The 16,516-nt window shown below is 71.6% G+C and carries 12 protein-coding genes; 11 read left to right on the top strand and 1 reads right to left on the bottom strand.

The annotated features are described in order from the left end of the window. Positions 1 to 53 precede the first annotated feature (53 nt). The 6 genes from ACA089_RS07485 (at position 54) to ACA089_RS07460 (ending at position 9,264) form a co-directional block, all read left to right on the top strand. The gene (locus ACA089_RS07485; protein ID WP_372015200.1) at positions 54 to 1,568 is read left to right on the top strand and encodes a sugar ABC transporter ATP-binding protein; all 1,515 of its coding nucleotides are present in this window, start codon (positions 54 to 56) and stop codon (positions 1,566 to 1,568) included. Continuing rightward, complete coding sequence (locus tag ACA089_RS07480) at positions 1,565 to 2,629, top strand: ABC transporter permease (RefSeq protein ID WP_372015197.1); 1,065 nt, start codon at positions 1,565 to 1,567, stop codon at positions 2,627 to 2,629. The genes ACA089_RS07485 and ACA089_RS07480 overlap by 4 nt, the downstream gene beginning before the upstream one ends. Next, on the top strand, positions 2,626 to 3,642 hold the full coding sequence (yjfF, locus tag ACA089_RS07475; RefSeq protein WP_372015196.1) for a galactofuranose ABC transporter, permease protein YjfF: 1,017 nt from the start codon (positions 2,626 to 2,628) through the stop codon (positions 3,640 to 3,642). Before ACA089_RS07480 ends, yjfF begins: the two co-directional genes overlap by 4 nt. A 2-nt stretch (positions 3,643 to 3,644) precedes the next feature. Further along, the gene (locus tag ACA089_RS07470; protein WP_372015194.1) at positions 3,645 to 5,792 is read left to right on the top strand and encodes a glycoside hydrolase family 43 protein; all 2,148 of its coding nucleotides are present in this window, start codon (positions 3,645 to 3,647) and stop codon (positions 5,790 to 5,792) included. Positions 5,793 to 5,870: 78 nt separating this feature from the next. After that, positions 5,871 to 6,431 (top strand): ECF-type sigma factor, encoded by a 561-nt coding sequence (locus tag ACA089_RS07465; protein ID WP_372015191.1) that lies wholly within the window; start codon positions 5,871 to 5,873, stop codon positions 6,429 to 6,431. A 28-nt stretch (positions 6,432 to 6,459) separates the two neighbouring features. Further along, entirely contained in the window at positions 6,460 to 9,264 is a 2,805-nt protein-coding gene (locus tag ACA089_RS07460; RefSeq protein ID WP_372015189.1) for a tetratricopeptide repeat protein, read from the top strand. A gap of 134 nt (positions 9,265 to 9,398) precedes the next feature. On the opposite strand, the gene parE is transcribed toward ACA089_RS07460, so the two are convergent. Further along, positions 9,399 to 11,288 carry a DNA topoisomerase IV subunit B gene (gene parE, locus ACA089_RS07455; RefSeq protein WP_372015187.1) on the bottom strand — a complete coding sequence of 630 codons (1,890 nt, stop codon included), beginning with the start codon at positions 11,286 to 11,288 and terminating at the stop codon, positions 9,399 to 9,401. A 225-nt stretch (positions 11,289 to 11,513) separates the two neighbouring features. Between parE and ACA089_RS07450 the strand changes: the two genes are divergently transcribed. From ACA089_RS07450 to ispD, 5 genes are all read left to right on the top strand, one after another. Next, positions 11,514 to 11,774: a hypothetical protein gene (locus ACA089_RS07450; RefSeq protein WP_372015185.1), complete on the top strand. Its 261-nt coding sequence runs from the start codon at positions 11,514 to 11,516 to the stop codon at positions 11,772 to 11,774. Between the two features lie 135 nt (positions 11,775 to 11,909). Continuing rightward, the gene (locus ACA089_RS07445) at positions 11,910 to 13,571 is read left to right on the top strand and encodes a CTP synthase (protein ID WP_372015182.1); all 1,662 of its coding nucleotides are present in this window, start codon (positions 11,910 to 11,912) and stop codon (positions 13,569 to 13,571) included. A gap of 530 nt (positions 13,572 to 14,101) precedes the next feature. Then, the gene (eno, locus tag ACA089_RS07440) at positions 14,102 to 15,394 is read left to right on the top strand and encodes a phosphopyruvate hydratase (protein ID WP_372015179.1); all 1,293 of its coding nucleotides are present in this window, start codon (positions 14,102 to 14,104) and stop codon (positions 15,392 to 15,394) included. 10 nt (positions 15,395 to 15,404) lie between these two features. Then, complete coding sequence (gene ftsB, locus ACA089_RS07435) at positions 15,405 to 15,758, top strand: cell division protein FtsB (RefSeq protein ID WP_372015177.1); 354 nt, start codon at positions 15,405 to 15,407, stop codon at positions 15,756 to 15,758. Next, complete coding sequence (gene ispD, locus ACA089_RS07430; protein ID WP_372015174.1) at positions 15,758 to 16,453, top strand: 2-C-methyl-D-erythritol 4-phosphate cytidylyltransferase; 696 nt, start codon at positions 15,758 to 15,760, stop codon at positions 16,451 to 16,453. The genes ftsB and ispD overlap by 1 nt, the downstream gene beginning before the upstream one ends. Positions 16,454 to 16,516: the final 63 nt, after the last annotated feature.

Genomic DNA, 16,516 nt, shown 5'->3' with positions numbered 1-16,516 from the left:
AGACGCTCCCGCGCGGCCCCGCCGGCCGCCGGAGCGCGTACGTGGATGCGGGCATGAGTGACGTGATCCTGCGGGCCACGGGCCTGGGCAAGCGGTTCGGCACGACCGTCGCGCTCGACGGCGCCGGGCTGGTGCTGCGCGCCGGCGAGATCCACGCGCTGATGGGCCAGAACGGCGCCGGCAAGTCGACCCTGATCAAGCTGCTCACCGGCGTCGAGCGGCCCGACGCCGGCACGATCGAACTGGACGGGCGCGCCATCGCCCCGGCCACGCCGCTGCAGGCGCAGCGCGACGGCATCAGCACGGTCTACCAGGAAGTGAACCTGTGCCCGAACCTGTCGGTGGCCGAGAACCTCTACGCCGGCCGCTATCCCCGCCGCTTCGGGCTGATCGACTGGAAGCGGGTGCGCGAAGGCGCCCGCGCGCTGCTGCGCGAGCTGCACCTGGACATCGACGTCGACCTGCCGCTGTCGCGCTACCCGGTGGCGGTGCAGCAGATGGTCGCGATCGCGCGCGCGCTGGGCGTGTCGGCGCGGGTGCTGGTGCTGGACGAGCCGACCTCGAGCCTGGACGAAGGTGAAGTCCGCGAGCTGTTCGCGGTGATGCGCCGGCTGCGCGAGCGCGGCATGGCGATCCTGTTCGTCACCCACTTCCTCGACCAGGTGTACGCGGTGTCCGACCGCATCACCGTGCTGCGCAACGGCACCCCGGTCGGCGAGTACCTGCCGGCGCAGCTGCCGCAGTCCGCGCTGGTGTCGGCGATGGTCGGACGCGACGTCGAGCTGGCCGCTGGCCGCGATCCGGGCCACGCGCCGCCGGTCGACGCGCCGGTCGTGGTCGAAGCGCGCGGCCTGGGCCGGCGCGGCAGCCTGCGGCCGGTCGACCTGCAGCTGCGCGCCGGGGAAGTCCTCGGGCTGGGCGGACTGCTCGGCTCCGGCCGCACCGAACTGGCGCGGCTGCTGTTCGGCCTGGACCGGGCCGACTGCGGCGAGGTCCGGATCGGCGGCACGGCGGTCGACCTGCGCCATCCGGCCGACGCGGTCGCGCAGGGCCTGGCGCTATGCCCGGAGGAGCGCAAGACCGAGGGCATCGTCGCCGGACTGTCCGTGCGCGAGAACATCGTGCTGGCGCTGCAGGCGCGCATGGGCTGGTGGCGCGCGCTGCCGCGCGCCCGCCAGGACGAGTTGGCGCGGCAGGCGGTCGCCCTGCTCGGGATCAGGACCGCCGGCATCGAGACGCCGGCCGGCGCGCTGTCGGGCGGCAACCAGCAGAAGGTCGTGCTCGCGCGCTGGCTGGCCACGCAGCCGAAGCTGCTGGTGCTGGACGAACCCACCCGCGGCATCGACGTCGCCGCCAAGCAGGAGATCATGGCCGAAGTGGTGAACCTGGCCCGGCAGGGCATGGCGGTGCTGTTCATTTCCGCCGAGATCGAGGAGCTGACCCGGCTGGGCGACCGCATCGCGGTGATGCGCGAAAGGCACAAGGCCGGCGAACTGCCCGGCGGCAGCGACGGCCGCCAGGTGATGGCGCTGATCGCCGCGCCCGACGCACCGGCGGTGCACGCATGAGCGCCGGCGGTGGCGCGGCCACGGAGATCGCCCCTGGCCTGTTGCGCCGGGGCCTGGCGCATCCCCTGTTCTGGCCGCTGCTGGCGCTGGCCCTGCTGCTGCTCGGCAACGGCCTGTTCAATCCCGGCTTCCTGTCGCTGCAATGGCGCGACGGGCACCTGTACGGCAACCTGGTCGACATCGCCAACCGCGCCGCCCCGCTGGTGCTGGTCTCGCTGGGCATGACCCTGGTGATCGCGGTGCGCGGCCTGGATATTTCGGTGGGCGCCGTGCTGGCCATCGCCGCGACCGTGGCCGCCTGGACCATCGGGCGGATGCAGGCGGCCGGCAGCGAGGGCCTGGCGCCGCTGTTCGCGGCGATCGCCGCCGCGCTCGGCGTGGCGACGCTGTGCGGCCTGTGGAACGGACTGCTGGTGGTCAAGCTGGGCCTGCAGCCGATCATCGCCACCCTGGTGCTGATGGTGGCCGGGCGCGGCATCGCCCAGCTGGTCAGCGACGGCCAGATCCTGACCATCTACTACGAGCCGTTCGCCTTCCTCGGCAACGGCTTCCTGCTCGGCCTGCCGTTCTCGCTGTTCGTGGTCGCCGTGGTCTTCGCGGGGCTGAAGCTGCTGCTGGACCGCAGCGCGCTGGGCCTGTTCGTGCGTGCGATCGGCCACAACCCGGTGGCCGCGCACGTGGCCGGCGTGCGCGCCAGGGCGATCACCTGGGCGCTGTACGTGTTCTGCGGCTTCAGCGCCGGGCTGGCGGGGCTGCTGGTGAGCTCGAACGTGGCCAGCGCCGACGCCAACAACGCCGGACAGCTGCTCGAACTCGATGCGATCCTGGCGGTGGCGCTGGGGGGCACGGCGTTGGCCGGCGGCCGTTTCAGCCTGGCCGGCAGCCTGGTCGGCGCGCTGATCATCCAGGCGCTGACCACCACCATCTACGCCATCGGCGTGCCGCCGCAGGTCAACCTGGTGGTCAAGGCGCTGCTGGTCACCGCGGTGCTGCTGCTGCAGTCGGCGGAGTTCCGCGCCCGGCTGGGTGCGCGGCTCGGTCGCGCGGGGGGCACCGCATGAGCGCGGTGCCGGCCATGGCGCGCGCCCCGGGATGGCTGGCGCGGCGCTGGCGCGATCCGCGGCAGGTCTCGCTGGCGATCACCATCGTCCTGTTCCTGGCCATGTCGTTGGCCGGCGGCGTGCTGTACGACGGTTTCCTGCGCCCGCAGGTGTTCATGAACCTGCTGATCGACAACGCTTTCCTGCTGATCGTCGCGGTCGGCATGACCTTCGTCATCGCCAGCGGGGGCATCGACCTGTCGGTTGGCGCGGTGGTCGCGTTCAGCACCGTGCTGCTGGCCTGGCTGGTGCAGGTGCACGGCTGGCATCCGCTGGCGGCGATGCCGGCGGTGCTCGCGCTGGGCGCGGCGTTCGGTGCGCTGATGGGGACGCTGATCGAACGCTACCGGCTGCAGCCGTTCGTCGTCACCCTGGCCGGCATGTTCCTCGCGCGCGGCGCGGCGACCCTGCTCAGCGTGGAGTCGATCGGCATCGACCACGCCTTCCACGTCGCGCTGGCGAACCTGCGCATCCCGCTGGGCGGCGGCGCCTCGCTGTCGGCGGGCGCGGTGGTCGCGCTGCTGGTGGTGGCCGGTGGCGCGGTGCTGGCCGGGAGGACCCGCTTCGGCCGCAGCGTGTACGCGATCGGCGGCAGCGAGCCCTCGGCGTTGCTGATGGGCCTGCCGGTGGCGTCGACCCGGATCGCGGTATACGCGCTCAGCGGCTTCTGCTCGGCGCTGGCGGGGGTGGTCTACACGTTCTACATGCTCAGCGGCTACAGCCTGCACGCCACCGGGCTGGAGCTGGACGCGATCGCCGCGGTGGTGATCGGCGGCACCCTGCTGGCCGGCGGCAGCGGTTACGTGCTCGGCACGCTGTTCGGGGTGCTGGTGCTCGGCCTGATCCAGACCCTGATCGTGTTCGACGGCACCCTCAGCTCCTGGTGGACGAAGATCGCCATCGGCGGCCTGCTGCTGGCGTTCTGCCTGCTGCAGCGGCTGCTGTCGCGCCGGGCGCCTGGCGGCGGGAACTGAGCGTGCCCACGCGCCGTCGCTGGCGGTCCGTTCGTGCACTGGCCGTCCTGCTGGCCGCGGCGATGTGCGGCAGCGCGGCATCCGCGCCGGCGACGTGGACCGCCGACAACGGCAACGGCACCTTCACCAACCCGCTCTTCTACGACGAGTTCTCCGACCCTGACCTGATCCGCGTCGGCGACCGGTTCTACATGACCGGCACCACGATGCATGCGGTGCCGGGCCTGCCGCTGCTGCGCTCGCGCGACCTGGTCAACTGGGAATTCGTGTCCTACGCGATGGCCGGTTTCGGTCCGGGGCCGGAGTACCGGCTCGAAGACGGCCGCGACCAGTACGGGCAGGGCATCTGGGCGCCGAGCCTGCGCCACCACGACGGGCGGTTCCACATCTTCGCCAACATCAACGGCCGCGGCGTGCACGTGTTCACCGCGACCGATCCGCGCGGACCGTGGACGCACCATGCGATCGACCGCAACCTGCACGATCTGTCGGTGCTGTTCGACGACGACGGCCGGGTCTGGGCGGTGTTCGGGTACAACGAGGTCAGGCTGGTCGAACTCGCCGCCGACCTGTCGGGCGTGGTCGAGGGCAGCGAGCGGGTGATCATCCCGGCCGGCAACGGCATGGGCGAGGGGCACCACGTCTACAAGGTCGACGGGCGCTATTTCATCATCAGCGCCAACTACGCCCCGGTTGGCCGCATGCAGGCCGCGCGCGCCGACCGGCTGGACGGTCCATGGGAAACGGTGGCGATCAGCGCCAGCGAAACCCTCGGGACCCAGCGTGGCTGGTGGGAGGATGCGGTCGGCCAGCGCACGCCGGTGCCGACCGGCGCGACGCGCTTCACGATGAAGAAGCCTGGCGACACCGAGATGGGCGCGGTGCCGCTGCACCAGGGCGGAATCGTGCAGCTGGCCAATGGCGACTGGTGGGGCTTCTCGATGATGGACCTCAAGTCCGTCGGCCGCACCACCGCGCTCTCGCCGGTGACCTGGCGCGACGGCTGGCCGTACTTCGGCCTGCCGGGCAATCCGGGCCGCACGCCCCGCACCTGGCTGAAGCCGGCAGTGGCCGCGGCTTCCGCTCCGCAGGCACCGTACCAGCGCAGCGACGATTTCCGGGGCACGGCGCCCGGCGCGGTCTGGCAGTGGAACCACGAACCGGTGGCGGGCCGCTGGTCGCTGCTGGAGGGGCCGGGCGCACTGCGCCTGCACGCGCTGCCGGCCGCGGATTTCCTGTGGGCGCGCAACACGCTGACCCAGCGCGTCACCGGACCGGTGTCGACCGCGACGGTGACGCTGGATGCGTCGGGCCTGCGCCCGGGCGACACGGCGGGGCTGGGCCTGCTCAACATGCCGGCGGCATGGCTCGGCGTGGTCCAGGGGCGCGACGGTGCGGTGCTGCGCTGGTACTCGCAGCACGGCGACCGCCGTGCCGACCTGCCGCTGCGGGCGCCGGTCGTGCACCTGCGCGTGAGCGGCGACTACGACGACGACCTGGCGCGGTTCTCCTACAGCACCGACGGCCGCCGCTTCGAAGGCATCGGCGAGCCGGTGCGGTTGCCGTACCAGCTCAAGACCTTCCAGGGCACGCGCTACGCGCTGTTCGCGTACGGCAGCGGCGGCGGCCACGCCGATTTCGACGATTTCCACGTGCAGGAGCCGCTGGCCGACCGCTCGCGCAACATTCCCCATGGCCAGGTGGTGACCCTCTCCAATCTCGGCGACGGCACCCGCGCGCGCGTCCATCCGCTGGGCGTGCTGCAGCCGGTGCCGGCCGACTCGATCGAAGCGCGCGGGCCGGGCGCGCACTTCCGCATCCATGATCGAGGCCAGGGCCGGGTCGCGCTGGAGGCGATGGACGGCAGCGGCTTCGTCACCGTGGTCGGGCTCGGCCTGGCCGCGGACGTGCGGCTGCTGCCCGAATCGCCCGACAGCCTGTTCATGTGGCAGGACATGCTCCGCGACCGCCAGTTCATGCTGCTCTCGATGCGCACGCAGCGGCACGTGGGCTTGCTGCCGGGCAGCGGGGAGCCGTACGCGGCCGACCGTCCCGGCGCACGGCCCGACCGCCGCGAGGGCGCGGTGCTGGCATGGGAGCCGGTGGATGCGGCGGGGGCGTCGTCTTCACGCCCGCGGCAGGCGCGCTGAGCGCCGGGAGCCTGTTTCCGCTTGCCCCTATAATCGGGGCCGTTGGACCGCCACGGGCGGCCGCGGGGGAATACGGGCGTGGCCGAAGACATCACACGACTGCTGCTGTCGTGGCGTGCAGGCGACCTGCAGGCGCGCGAGCACCTGTTCGATGCCGTCTACGACGCGTTGCGCGAGATGGCCGCCGCCCGGCTCGGGTCCGCGCCCGGCGACGTCACCCTGCGGCCGACGTCGCTGGTCCACGAAGCGCTGCTGCGCATGCTCGGTCGCGATGTCGGCTATGCCGACCGTGCGCATTTCTTCGCCCTGGTGGCGCTGAAGATGCGCGCGGTCCTGGTGGACCATGCGCGCGCCCATGTCGCGGCCAAGCGCGGTGGCGGCGCGATCAACGTGACCCTGTCGCATGCCGACCAGGGCGGTGCGCACAACGAGGACGTGGGCGACTACGACGTGCTGGCGCTGCACCAGGCGCTCGAGCAGCTGGGAGGCCACGACCCGCGTGCGGGCCGCGCGGTCGAGCTGGCCTACTTCGGCGGCATGTCGCACGAGGAGATCGCCACGGTGCTGGAGATCTCGGTGCCCACGGTCGACCGCGACCTGCGCTTCGCGCGCGCCTGGCTCAACCGGAAACTGGCCTGACGGCATCGCACCCACGGGGGAGGGCTGCATGAACGACGAGGAACGCTGGCAGCAGCTGCGCGGACTGTTCGATGCGGTCTGCGACCTGCCGCCGGAGCGCTGGCGCGCCGAGCTCGAACGGCTGACCACCGATCCCGCGCTGCTGCGCGAGACCCTGGACCTGCTCGGCGCGCAGACGGTATCGCTCGAACGGGCACGCGCACCGCTCGATGGCCTGCTGGCGCGGCTGGCGGCGCCGGAGCTGCAGCCCGGCGACACCCTCGGCCCGTGGCGGCTGACCGGGCGGCTGGCGTCCGGCGGCATGGGGGTGGTCTTCGCCGCCGAACGCGCCGACGACCTCTACCAGCAGCGCGTGGCGGTGAAGCTGCTGCGCGGCCTTCCCGACCCGCGCACCGCCGAACGGCTGGCCGAGGAGCGGCGGATCCTGGCCGGCCTGCAGCATCCGAACATCGCCCGCCTCTATGACGGCGGCACCACCGCCGCCGGGCTGCCGTACCTGGTGATGGAGTTCGTCGACGGCCAGCCGCTGGATGCCTACTGCCACGAACACGGTCCCGACCTGCGCCAGCGCCTGGCGCTGTTCGTGCGCATCTGCCGGGCGGTGCAGGCGGCGCACGCGCACCTGGTGGTCCACTGCGACCTGAAGCCCGGCAACATCCTGGTGCGCACCGACGGCGAGCCGGTGCTGCTGGACTTCGGCATCGCCCGGCTGCTGGACAGCGCGGGCCAGGGGGAGCGCACCGCGTATTGCACGCCGGCCTATGCCGCGCCGGAAACCCTGGCCGGCCAGCCGGTGGGCATGGCCAGCGACGTGTTCAGCCTCGGCGTGATCCTGGTCGAGCTGCTGGCCGACCGCCGGGTCGAGCGCGACCCGGACGACCGGCAACGACCGGTGGTCGCGCCCAGCGACTGGGCGGGCGCGGACTGCCCGTGGCGGCGGCGCCTGCCGGGCGACCTCGACGCGATCGCACGCCGTGCCTGCGCGCTGGAGGCCGGCGCCCGCTACGCATCGGTCGAGGCCCTCGCCAACGACGTGCAGCGCTACCTCGACCATCGCGCCGTGGTGGCGCGGCAGGGATCGCGCCTGTACCGCGCCGGGCGCGGCCTGCGCCGGCACTGGCGGGGCGCCTCGGTGGCGGCGCTGGTGCTCGGACTGAGTGGTGCCTTCGTCTGGCGCCTGGGCGAGGAACGCGCGCGGGCGCAGGAGGAGGCGCAGGTCGCCGAGCAGATCGCCCAGTTCATGCTGCAGGCGTTCGAGGCGGCCGATCCCCGCAAGCGCGGCAAGGGCGAAGCCGAGGCCACGGCGCGCGAGGTGCTTGACGCCGGCGTGGCGCGGATCGACTCCGAACTTGCCGGATCCCCGGCGATGCGCGCACGCGTGCGCCACGTGATCGGGCAGGCCTACATGAACGTGGGCCAGGGCCAGCGCGGCGAGGCATTGCTGCGGGTGGCGGCCGAGTCGCTGCTGTCGCCGGAGGTCGACCGTCCGCTGGAGGCGGCCGACGCGATGAACGAGCTGGCGGTGCTGCTGGCCAACGGCAAGCGCGGCGAGGAGGCCGAGCAGGTCGCGCGACGCTCGCTGCAGGTGGTTGCTGCTTCCGGTGGCGATCCCGGCCTGGAGGCCCGTGCCTGGAACTCGCTCGGCCTGGCGCTGATGAGCCAGGAACGCTTCGAGGGCGCGCTGGAGGCGTTCCAGCGTTCGCTGGCGTTGCGCGCCTCGCTGCCCGACTTCGAGCGGGGCCGGTCACGGGTCAACCACAACATCGGCCTGCTCCACCAGAAGTGGGGGCGCCTGGAAGAGGCCGAGCGCCTGCTGCGGCAGTCGCTCGCGACCAAGACCGAACTCGATGGCGCCGCCTCGTTCGAGGTGTGGACCACGCGGCACGTGCTGGCGAACACCGTCGTCGAGCAGGGCCGCCTGCGCGACGCCGAGGCGCTGCAGCAGCAGAACCTCGCCCTGGCGTTGAAGCTGTTCGGCGAGGACAGCGACAACACCGCCACCGTCTACAACGAACTGGCCAGCATCAACCAGGACCTGGGCGACTATCGCGCGGCCACGGGCTACTACGCGCGCGCGCTGCAGATCCAGGGGCGGGTGCTCGGCGAGGATTCGGTGGATTACGCGGTCACGCTCAACAATTTCGCCAGCCTCGAGGAATCGCGCGGCAACACGGAGGAGGCCGCGCGGATGTACCGCCGTTCGTTCGAGGTGCGCAAGGCGCGGCTCGGCGCCGACAACGGCACGACCCTGCGGGCCGAGGCCAACCTCGGCCGGGCGCTGATGCGCAACGGCGACCTGGCCGCGGCCGAACCCCTGATCGGGCATGCGCTGGCCGTGTGGTCTTCCCGCCTCGAGCCGGACGCACGCGACGTGCTGATCACGCGGCTGGGCATGGCCGAGTGGCAGGTCCGCAGTGGCCGCTTCGCCGATGCGCATGCCGCGCTCGACGCCTTGCGGCCCCTGCTGGCCGACAAGCCGCCGCAACTGGTGTTCCGGCACCAGTCGCTGCTCGCCGAGCTGTTGCAGCGCGAGGGCCGGGTGGACGATGCGGTGCGCGCCTGGCAGGACGCGGTGGACATGGCCGAGGCGCAGTACGGCACCGACACGATCTCCACGGCGCGCCACCGCGTGCCGCTGGCGGAGGCGCTGCTGGAAGCAGGCCAGCCGGCGCAGGCACGCGAGCAGGCGGCCCGCGCCGCGCCGCTCCTGCGCGAGCAGCTCGTGCCCGGGTCTGAACTGCCGCGGCGTCTGGCGCGGCTGGAGTCGCGCCTCGGAATCGCCTCGCCGCCCGCTGCAGGCAACGTGCAGGCCAGCGCCGCGCCGGCGCCCTAGGGCCGCAGCCCGCTGAAAGAGGGCATCGGGCGTGCCGGCGGGGCGGTGCGGACGCGTCCGTGGCCGGGCGCGACCCGCCCCCGCGTGCGAGACGCGGGGGAGGTCGCCGTCGCCTCGGCGGTCGATGCGTGGCCTCAGACCTCGAGCGAGGCCAGGTCGCCCTTGGTTTCCAGCCACGCCTTGCGATCGGAGGCGCGCTTCTTCGCCAGCAGCATGTCCATCAGCGCGCGCGTCTGCTCGCCATCGTCGACGGTCAGCTGGACCAGGCGGCGGGTGTCCGGGTGGATCGCCGATTCGCGCAGCTGCTGCGGATTCATCTCGCCGAGGCCCTTGAAGCGGGTCACGTTGACCTGCCCCTTGAGTTTGTCGCGGGCGATCTTCTCCAGCAGCAGGCGCTTTTCCTCCTCGTCCAGCGCATAGAACACCTGCTTGCCCACGTCGACGCGGAACAGCGGCGGCATCGCCACGAACACGTGGCCGGCCGCGACCAGCGCCGGGAAGTGGCGCAGGAACAGCGCCGACAGCAGCGTGGCGATGTGCAGGCCGTCGGAGTCGGCGTCGGCCAGGATCACCACCTTGCCGTAGCGCAGGCCGGTGATGTCGTCCTTGCCCGGGTCGCAGCCGATCGCCACGGCAAGGTTGTGGACTTCCTCGGAGGCAAGCACCGTGGTGCTGGCCACTTCCCAGGTGTTGAGGATCTTGCCGCGGAGGGGAAGGATCGCCTGGAAATCCTTGTCGCGCGCCTGGCGCGCGCTGCCGCCCGCCGAGTCACCTTCCACCAGGAACAGCTCGGTGCGCGACAGGTCCTGGCTGATGCAGTCGGCCAGCTTGCCCGGCAGCGCCGGACCCTGGGTGACCTTCTTGCGCACCACCTGCTTCTCGGTCTTCAGGCGCGCGCTGGCCCGTTCGATCGCGATCTGGGCGATCTTCTCGCCCAGCTCCACGTGCTGGTTCAGCCACAGGCTGAAGGCATCGTGCGCGGCGCCTTCGATGAAGCCGGCGGCCTGGCGCGAGGACAGGCGTTCCTTGGTCTGGCCGCTGAACTGCGGGTCGGTCATCTTCAGCGACAGCACGAACGCCACGCGGTCCCATACGTCTTCCGGCGCCAGCTTCACGCCGCGCGGCAGCAGGTTGCGGAAGTCGCAGAACTCGCGCAGCGCGTCGGTCAGGCCCGAGCGCAGGCCGTTGACGTGGGTGCCGTGCTGGGCGGTCGGGATCAGGTTGACGTAGCTTTCCTGGACCAGCTCGCCGTCCGGGATCCAGGCCACGGCCCAGTCCACCACCTCGGTGTCCTTCTTCAGCGTGCCGGTGAACAGCTCGGCCGGCAGCAGCTCGCGCCCGGCGAGCTCGCCTTTCAGGTAATCGCGCAGCCCGTCCTCGTAGTGCCACGTGTCGCGCTCGCCGGTGGCCTCGTCGAGCAGGGTCACGGTCAGGCCCGGGCACAGCACGGCCTTGGCGCGCAGCAGGTGGCGGAGGGCGCGCGCGTTGATCTTCGGGCTGTCGAAATACTTCGGGTCCGGCCAGAAGCGCACGCGGGTGCCGGTGTTCTTCCTGCCGACGCTGCCGACCACTTCCAGCGGGGTGGCGCGGTCGCCGTTGCGGAAGGTGATGCGGTGCTCGCTGCCTTCGCGCTTGATGTGGACCTCCACCAGCGTCGACAGCGCGTTGACCACGCTCACGCCGACGCCGTGCAGGCCGCCGGAGAAGGTGTAGTTCTTGTTGCTGAACTTTCCGCCTGCGTGCAGCCGGGTCAGGATCAGCTCCACGCCGGGGATCTTCTCCTCCGGGTGGATGTCCACCGGCATGCCACGGCCGTCGTCGGACACCTCGCAGCTGCCGTCCTTGAACAGGGTGACCTCGATCGCCTGGGCGTGGCCGGCCAGGGCCTCGTCCACCGCGTTGTCGATGACCTCCTGGGCGAGGTGGTTCGGCCGGGCGGTGTCGGTGTACATGCCCGGGCGGCGCTTGACCGGGTCCAGGCCGGAGAGGACTTCGATGTCGGCGGCGTTGTAGCGGCTGCTCATGGATTCGTTGCGGTGCTGCGGAAGCGAGGCGGAAGTGTGCGGCCTGGCCCCGCTTTTTGCACCCCTGCCGCCTGTTCAGGGCGGCGCAGGCGGCAGTCTCGTATAAGGGAATCGGCCGCTGTACCGGGCCGGCGGCCCGCGACCGGGACCCGCCGCCCGGATCGTGGTGGCCGTAACGACGGGCGGACCCTCTGGCCAACCCCGCCCGCGAGACTGGAGGATGCTATGAACCGACGACTGTTCTGGGGTGCCGTGGCCGCCGTGGCCGCGCTTTCGGCGGCGGTGCCGCTGCTGGCACAGAACCGCCAGGCCGGCCAGTCCCAGGATGCCGCGCTGGCCGAACACAAGGCCCAGGAGCGGCGCGAGCGCGACGAGGCGGCCGAGCGGGCCAAGCGCCGCGAGGCCGCCCGCGCCGGCCAGGACGAGCGCGCCAAGGGCCGGCCGCAGCACGAGGAAGAAGAGGAAAAGAAGGGCGATCCGCGCTGACCGGGCGCCTGCCTGCGGACCTGCGTCCGCGGCGCCGGCGTTCCCGCCCCCCGTGGCGGAACGGTGCGTGCGGCATCTCCCGGCTTGGGCGACGGCGGTCGAGCCGGTAGACTATGGCTTTCCGGAGCCCCGCCCATGACTCCCCTCATTTTCGTAACCGGCGGCGTCGTGTCCTCGCTTGGCAAGGGCATCGCCGCGGCTTCGCTTGCGTCCATCCTCGAGACCCGTGGCCTGAAGGTCACGATGATGAAGCTGGACCCCTACATCAACGTCGATCCGGGCACGATGAGCCCGTTCCAGCACGGCGAGGTGTACGTCACCGATGACGGCGCCGAGACCGACCTGGACCTGGGCCACTACGAGCGCTTCGTCCGTACCCGCCTGAGCCGCAAGAATTCGGTCACCACCGGGCGGATCTACGAGAGCGTGATCCGCAAGGAGCGCCGCGGCGACTACCTCGGCGCCACCGTGCAGGTGATCCCGCACATCACCGACGAGATCAAGCGCTGCATCGACGAGGCCACCGAAGGCTACGACGTGGCCCTGGTCGAGATCGGCGGCACGGTCGGCGACATCGAGTCGTTGCCGTTCCTGGAGGCGATCCGCCAGATCCGCGCCGAACGCGGTCCGGACAAGGCGCTGTTCATGCACCTGACGCTGGTGCCGTGGATCGCCGCCGCCGGCGAGCTGAAGACCAAGCCCACGCAGCATTCCGTCAAGGAACTGCGCTCGATCGGCATCCAGCCCGACGTGCTGCTGTGCCGCAGCGAGCAGCCACTGCCCGACGGCGAGCGGCGCAAGATCGCGCTGTTCACCAACGTGCCCGAGCGCGCGGTGATCTCGGTGCAGGACGTGGACGTGCTGTACAAGCTGCCGATCGAACTGCATGCGCAGGGCCTGGACGCGCTGGTCGCCGACCGCCTGCGCCTGCCGGCGCAGCGCCCGGCCGACCTGTCCGAATGGGAGGCGGCGGTCGACGCAACCGTGCATCCGGTCGACGAGGTCACCATCGCGGTGGTGGGCAAGTACGTCGACCACAAGGACGCCTACAAGTCGGTGGGCGAGGCGCTCAAGCACGGCGGCCTGCGCCAGCGCACCCGGGTCAACCTGAAGTGGCTCGAGTCGCAGGACGTGGAGGAGGGCGCGCAGGCGCTGCTCGGGGACGTCGACGGCATCCTGGTGCCCGGCGGCTTCGGCGACCGCGGCTTCGAAGGCAAGGTGATGACCGCGCAGTTCGCGCGCGAGCGCGGCGTGCCGTACTTCGGCATCTGCTACGGCATGCAGGCCGCGGTGGTCGATTACGCCCGGCACAAGGCCGGGCTGGAAGGCGCCAACAGCACCGAAAACGACAAGCAGTGCGAACACCCGGTGATCGGCCTGATCACCGAGTGGCGCACCAACAGCGGCGAGATCGAGAAGCGCGACGAGAAGTCCGACCTGGGCGGGACCATGCGCCTGGGCCTGCAGGAACAGCGGCTCAAGCCGGGCACCCTGGCCCGCGACCTGTACGGCAAGGACGTGGTCGCCGAACGCCACCGCCACCGCTACGAGTTCAACAACCGCTACCGCACCCAGCTGGAAGACGCCGGCCTGGTCATTTCGGCCAAGTCGATGGACGACCTGCTGGTGGAGATGGTCGAGCTGCCGCGCGCGGTGCATCCGTGGTTCCTGGCCTGCCAGGCGCACCCGGAGTTCCTGTCCACCCCGCGCGAAGGCCATCCGCTGTTCGTCGGCTTCATCCGCGCCGCGCGCGAGAAGAAGGCTGGCGGCAAGCTGCTGAAGGAAGCGCGGGCCTGAGGATTGCATCGGGGGCGCCGTTGCGGTGCCCCCGGCATTCGTGTCCCCCGGCTCCAATGAAGCCGGCGCCTTCTCCTTTGATTCCTGCCAGGGGCACCGCAACGGCGCCTCGATACGTGGTAGGTGGTCAGGGCAGGGCACGGTAGCCGGGCACGCCCGGCACTACGCGACGCAGCCGTCGACGCCTCTCCCTGCTCGCGTGCGCGCATGGACAGGTGTCGATGCCGATGCTGGGGTGTTGTTCGGTGTGGGCTCGCCACTTCCAGACGTCGTGGCGAGGGGATTCCCACCCGGAAGTAAAGGAGGAGGCACCGGCTTCACCGGTGCCGGGGGACATGGAGGGTGGGAATCCCATCGCCATGACGCCTCCGCCACGCATCCCCCCAAGCCGCCTCGCCATGACCCGATGCTTTCCCGGGCAACCGACGGCGAACCCGCAAGTCGCGGAAAACAGAGGCAAACCAAGGCAGGACCGGCCGCGGTCCGCTAAACTCCCGCACGACTCCACACCCCTGACGCATGCCCTGCCCATGACCAGCATCGCCAAGATCCACGCCCGCGAAATCCTCGACAGCCGCGGCAATCCCACCCTCGAGGCCGAGGTGACCCTGGCCGACGGCTCCTTCGGCCGCGCTGCCGTGCCGTCGGGTGCCTCGACCGGCACCAAGGAGGCGGTGGAGCTGCGCGACGGCGACAAGACCCGTTACCTGGGCAAGGGCGTGAAGAACGCGGTCGCCAACGTCAACGGCGCGATCGCCTCGGCCCTGGCCGGTTTCGACGCCGCCGACCAGCAGGGCCTGGACCGCCGCCTGATCGACCTGGACGGCACCGAGAACAAGGGCCGGCTGGGCGCCAATGCGCTGCTGGGCGTGTCGCTGGCCACTGCCCATGCCGTGGCCGCCTCGAAGAAGCAGCCGCTGTGGCAGTACCTGTCGACCATCACCGAGTCCGACGTGGCCCTGCCGGTGCCGATGATGAACATCATCAACGGCGGTGCGCACGCCGACAACAACGTCGATTTCCAGGAGTTCATGGTCCTGCCGGTCGGCGCCGCTTCGTTTTCCGAGGCGCTGCGCGCGGGCACCGAGATCTTCCACTCCCTCAAGTCGGTGCTGAAGGGCCATGGCCTGAGCACCGCGGTCGGCGACGAGGGCGGTTTCGCCCCGGACTTCCGCAGTAACGTCGAGGCGCTGGACACCATCCTCGAGGCGATCGGCAAGGCCGGCTACACCGCCGGCGAGGACGTGATGCTGGGCCTGGACGTGGCCTCCTCGGAGTTCTACGACAACGGCAAGTACCACCTGGTCGGCGAGAACAAGCGCCTGTCGTCGGAGCAGTTCGTCGACTTCCTCGCCGACTGGGCCGCCCAGTACCCGATCGTCACCATCGAGGACGGCCTGGCCGAGGACGACTGGGCCGGCTGGAAGCTGATCACCGACCGCATCGGCAACAAGGTGCAGCTGGTCGGCGACGACCTGTTCGTGACCAACCCGAAGATCCTCAAGCAGGGCATCGACTCGGGTACCGCCAACGCGATCCTGATCAAGGTCAACCAGATCGGCACGCTGACCGAGACCCTGGAGGCCATCGCGATGGCGCACCGGGCGAACTACGCGGCCATCGTCTCGCACCGCTCGGGCGAGACCGAGGACACCACGATCTCCGATATCGCAGTGGCCACCACCGCCACCCAGATCAAGACCGGCTCGCTGTGCCGCAGCGACCGCGTGGCCAAGTACAACCAGCTGCTGCGCATCGAGGAAGCGCTGGGCGCCTCGGCCCGCTACGCCGGCCGCGACGCGTTCGTCTCGCTCAAGCGCTGACGGCGCGGCGATGCGCGCGCTGCGCTGGGTGCTGCTGGGGCTGGTGCTGCTGCTCGGTTGGCTGCAGTACCGGCTCTGGTTCGGCATCGGCAGCGCGGGCGAGGTCGCCTCGCTGCAGGCCCAGGTCGAGCACCAGAGGCGCGAGAACGGCGGCCTGCACGAGCGCAACGCCGCGCTGGCCGCCGAAGTGCGTGACCTCAAGGAAGGCGTCGCCGCGGTCGAGGAGCGCGCGCGCAGCGAACTGGGGATGATCCGGCCCGGCGAGCTGTTCTACCGGGTGGTCGAGGATCCGGGCCAGCGCGCCGTGCCGGCCGCGCCCGATCCGGCGGACGTCGAGCCGGCCGACGCGGGACGGGCCGACTGATGGCCGCGATCTGGGCGGTGGTGCCGGCCGCCGGGCGCGGTACGCGCTTCGGCGGCGAGGTGCCCAAGCAGTACCTGCTGGTGGGCGGACGGCCGCTGCTGGTGCACACCCTGGATGCGCTGCTGGCGCACCCGGCCGTGGCCGGCGTGGTGCTGGCGCTGGCGGAGGGCGATCCGGCCTGGCCGGGCTGGACCGAGTACGCCGGCAAGCCGGTGCTCGCCTGCACCGGTGGCGACAGCCGCGCGGCGTCGGTGCTGGCGGCGCTGCAGGCGCTGCCCGATTCCGTGCGGCCGGACGACTTCGTCCTGGTCCATGACGCGGCCAGGCCGAACGTGGCGCTGTCCGATCTGGACCAGCTGCTCGAGCGGGGCCGGGTCGATCCGGTCGGGGCGATCCTGGCCGCGCCGGTGCGCGACACGCTCAAGCGCGCCGGCGACGACGGCGGCATCGACGCCACCGAGCCGCGCGAGCGGCTGTGGCGCGCGCTCACGCCGCAGCTGTTCCGGCGGCTGCAACTGACCCGTGCGCTGCAGGCGGCGGCGGATGCCGGCGTCGAGGTCACCGACGAAGCCATGGCGCTGGAGCGGCAGGGCCTGCGCCCGCTGCTGGTCGAGGGACGCGAGGACAACTTCAAGGTCACCACGCCGGCCGACCTGGCCCGCTTCGAGTTCGAGCTCGCACGCCGCTCCCCGTAGGCGGACGGACACGGCCGGTGCGGATCGCGGGGTCGCCGGTGCCGCCGGTGCCGCCGGCAGGAC

The organism is Pseudoxanthomonas fibrivorans (assembly GCF_041464125.1).
In the GTDB taxonomy this organism is placed as follows: Bacteria; Pseudomonadota; Gammaproteobacteria; order Xanthomonadales; family Xanthomonadaceae; genus Pseudoxanthomonas.
This window is presented reverse-complemented; position numbering and strand designations above follow the sequence as displayed.

Excerpts from the sequence above, each read along its gene's own strand:
- ACA089_RS07445 (WP_372015182.1), top strand. The coding sequence starts at position 11,910 with ATGACTCCCCTCATTTTCGTAACCGGCGGCGTCGTGTCCTCGCTTGGC.
- parE (WP_372015187.1), bottom strand. The coding sequence starts at position 11,288 with ATGAGCAGCCGCTACAACGCCGCCGACATCGAAGTCCTCTCCGGCCTG.
- eno (WP_372015179.1), top strand. The coding sequence starts at position 14,102 with ATGACCAGCATCGCCAAGATCCACGCCCGCGAAATCCTCGACAGCCGC.
- ACA089_RS07485 (WP_372015200.1), top strand. The coding sequence starts at position 54 with ATGAGTGACGTGATCCTGCGGGCCACGGGCCTGGGCAAGCGGTTCGGC.
- ACA089_RS07460 (WP_372015189.1), top strand. The coding sequence starts at position 6,460 with ATGAACGACGAGGAACGCTGGCAGCAGCTGCGCGGACTGTTCGATGCG.
- yjfF (WP_372015196.1), top strand. The coding sequence starts at position 2,626 with ATGAGCGCGGTGCCGGCCATGGCGCGCGCCCCGGGATGGCTGGCGCGG.
- ACA089_RS07450 (WP_372015185.1), top strand. The coding sequence starts at position 11,514 with ATGAACCGACGACTGTTCTGGGGTGCCGTGGCCGCCGTGGCCGCGCTT.
- ftsB (WP_372015177.1), top strand. The coding sequence starts at position 15,405 with ATGCGCGCGCTGCGCTGGGTGCTGCTGGGGCTGGTGCTGCTGCTCGGT.
- ispD (WP_372015174.1), top strand. The coding sequence starts at position 15,758 with ATGGCCGCGATCTGGGCGGTGGTGCCGGCCGCCGGGCGCGGTACGCGC.
- ACA089_RS07480 (WP_372015197.1), top strand. The coding sequence starts at position 1,565 with ATGAGCGCCGGCGGTGGCGCGGCCACGGAGATCGCCCCTGGCCTGTTG.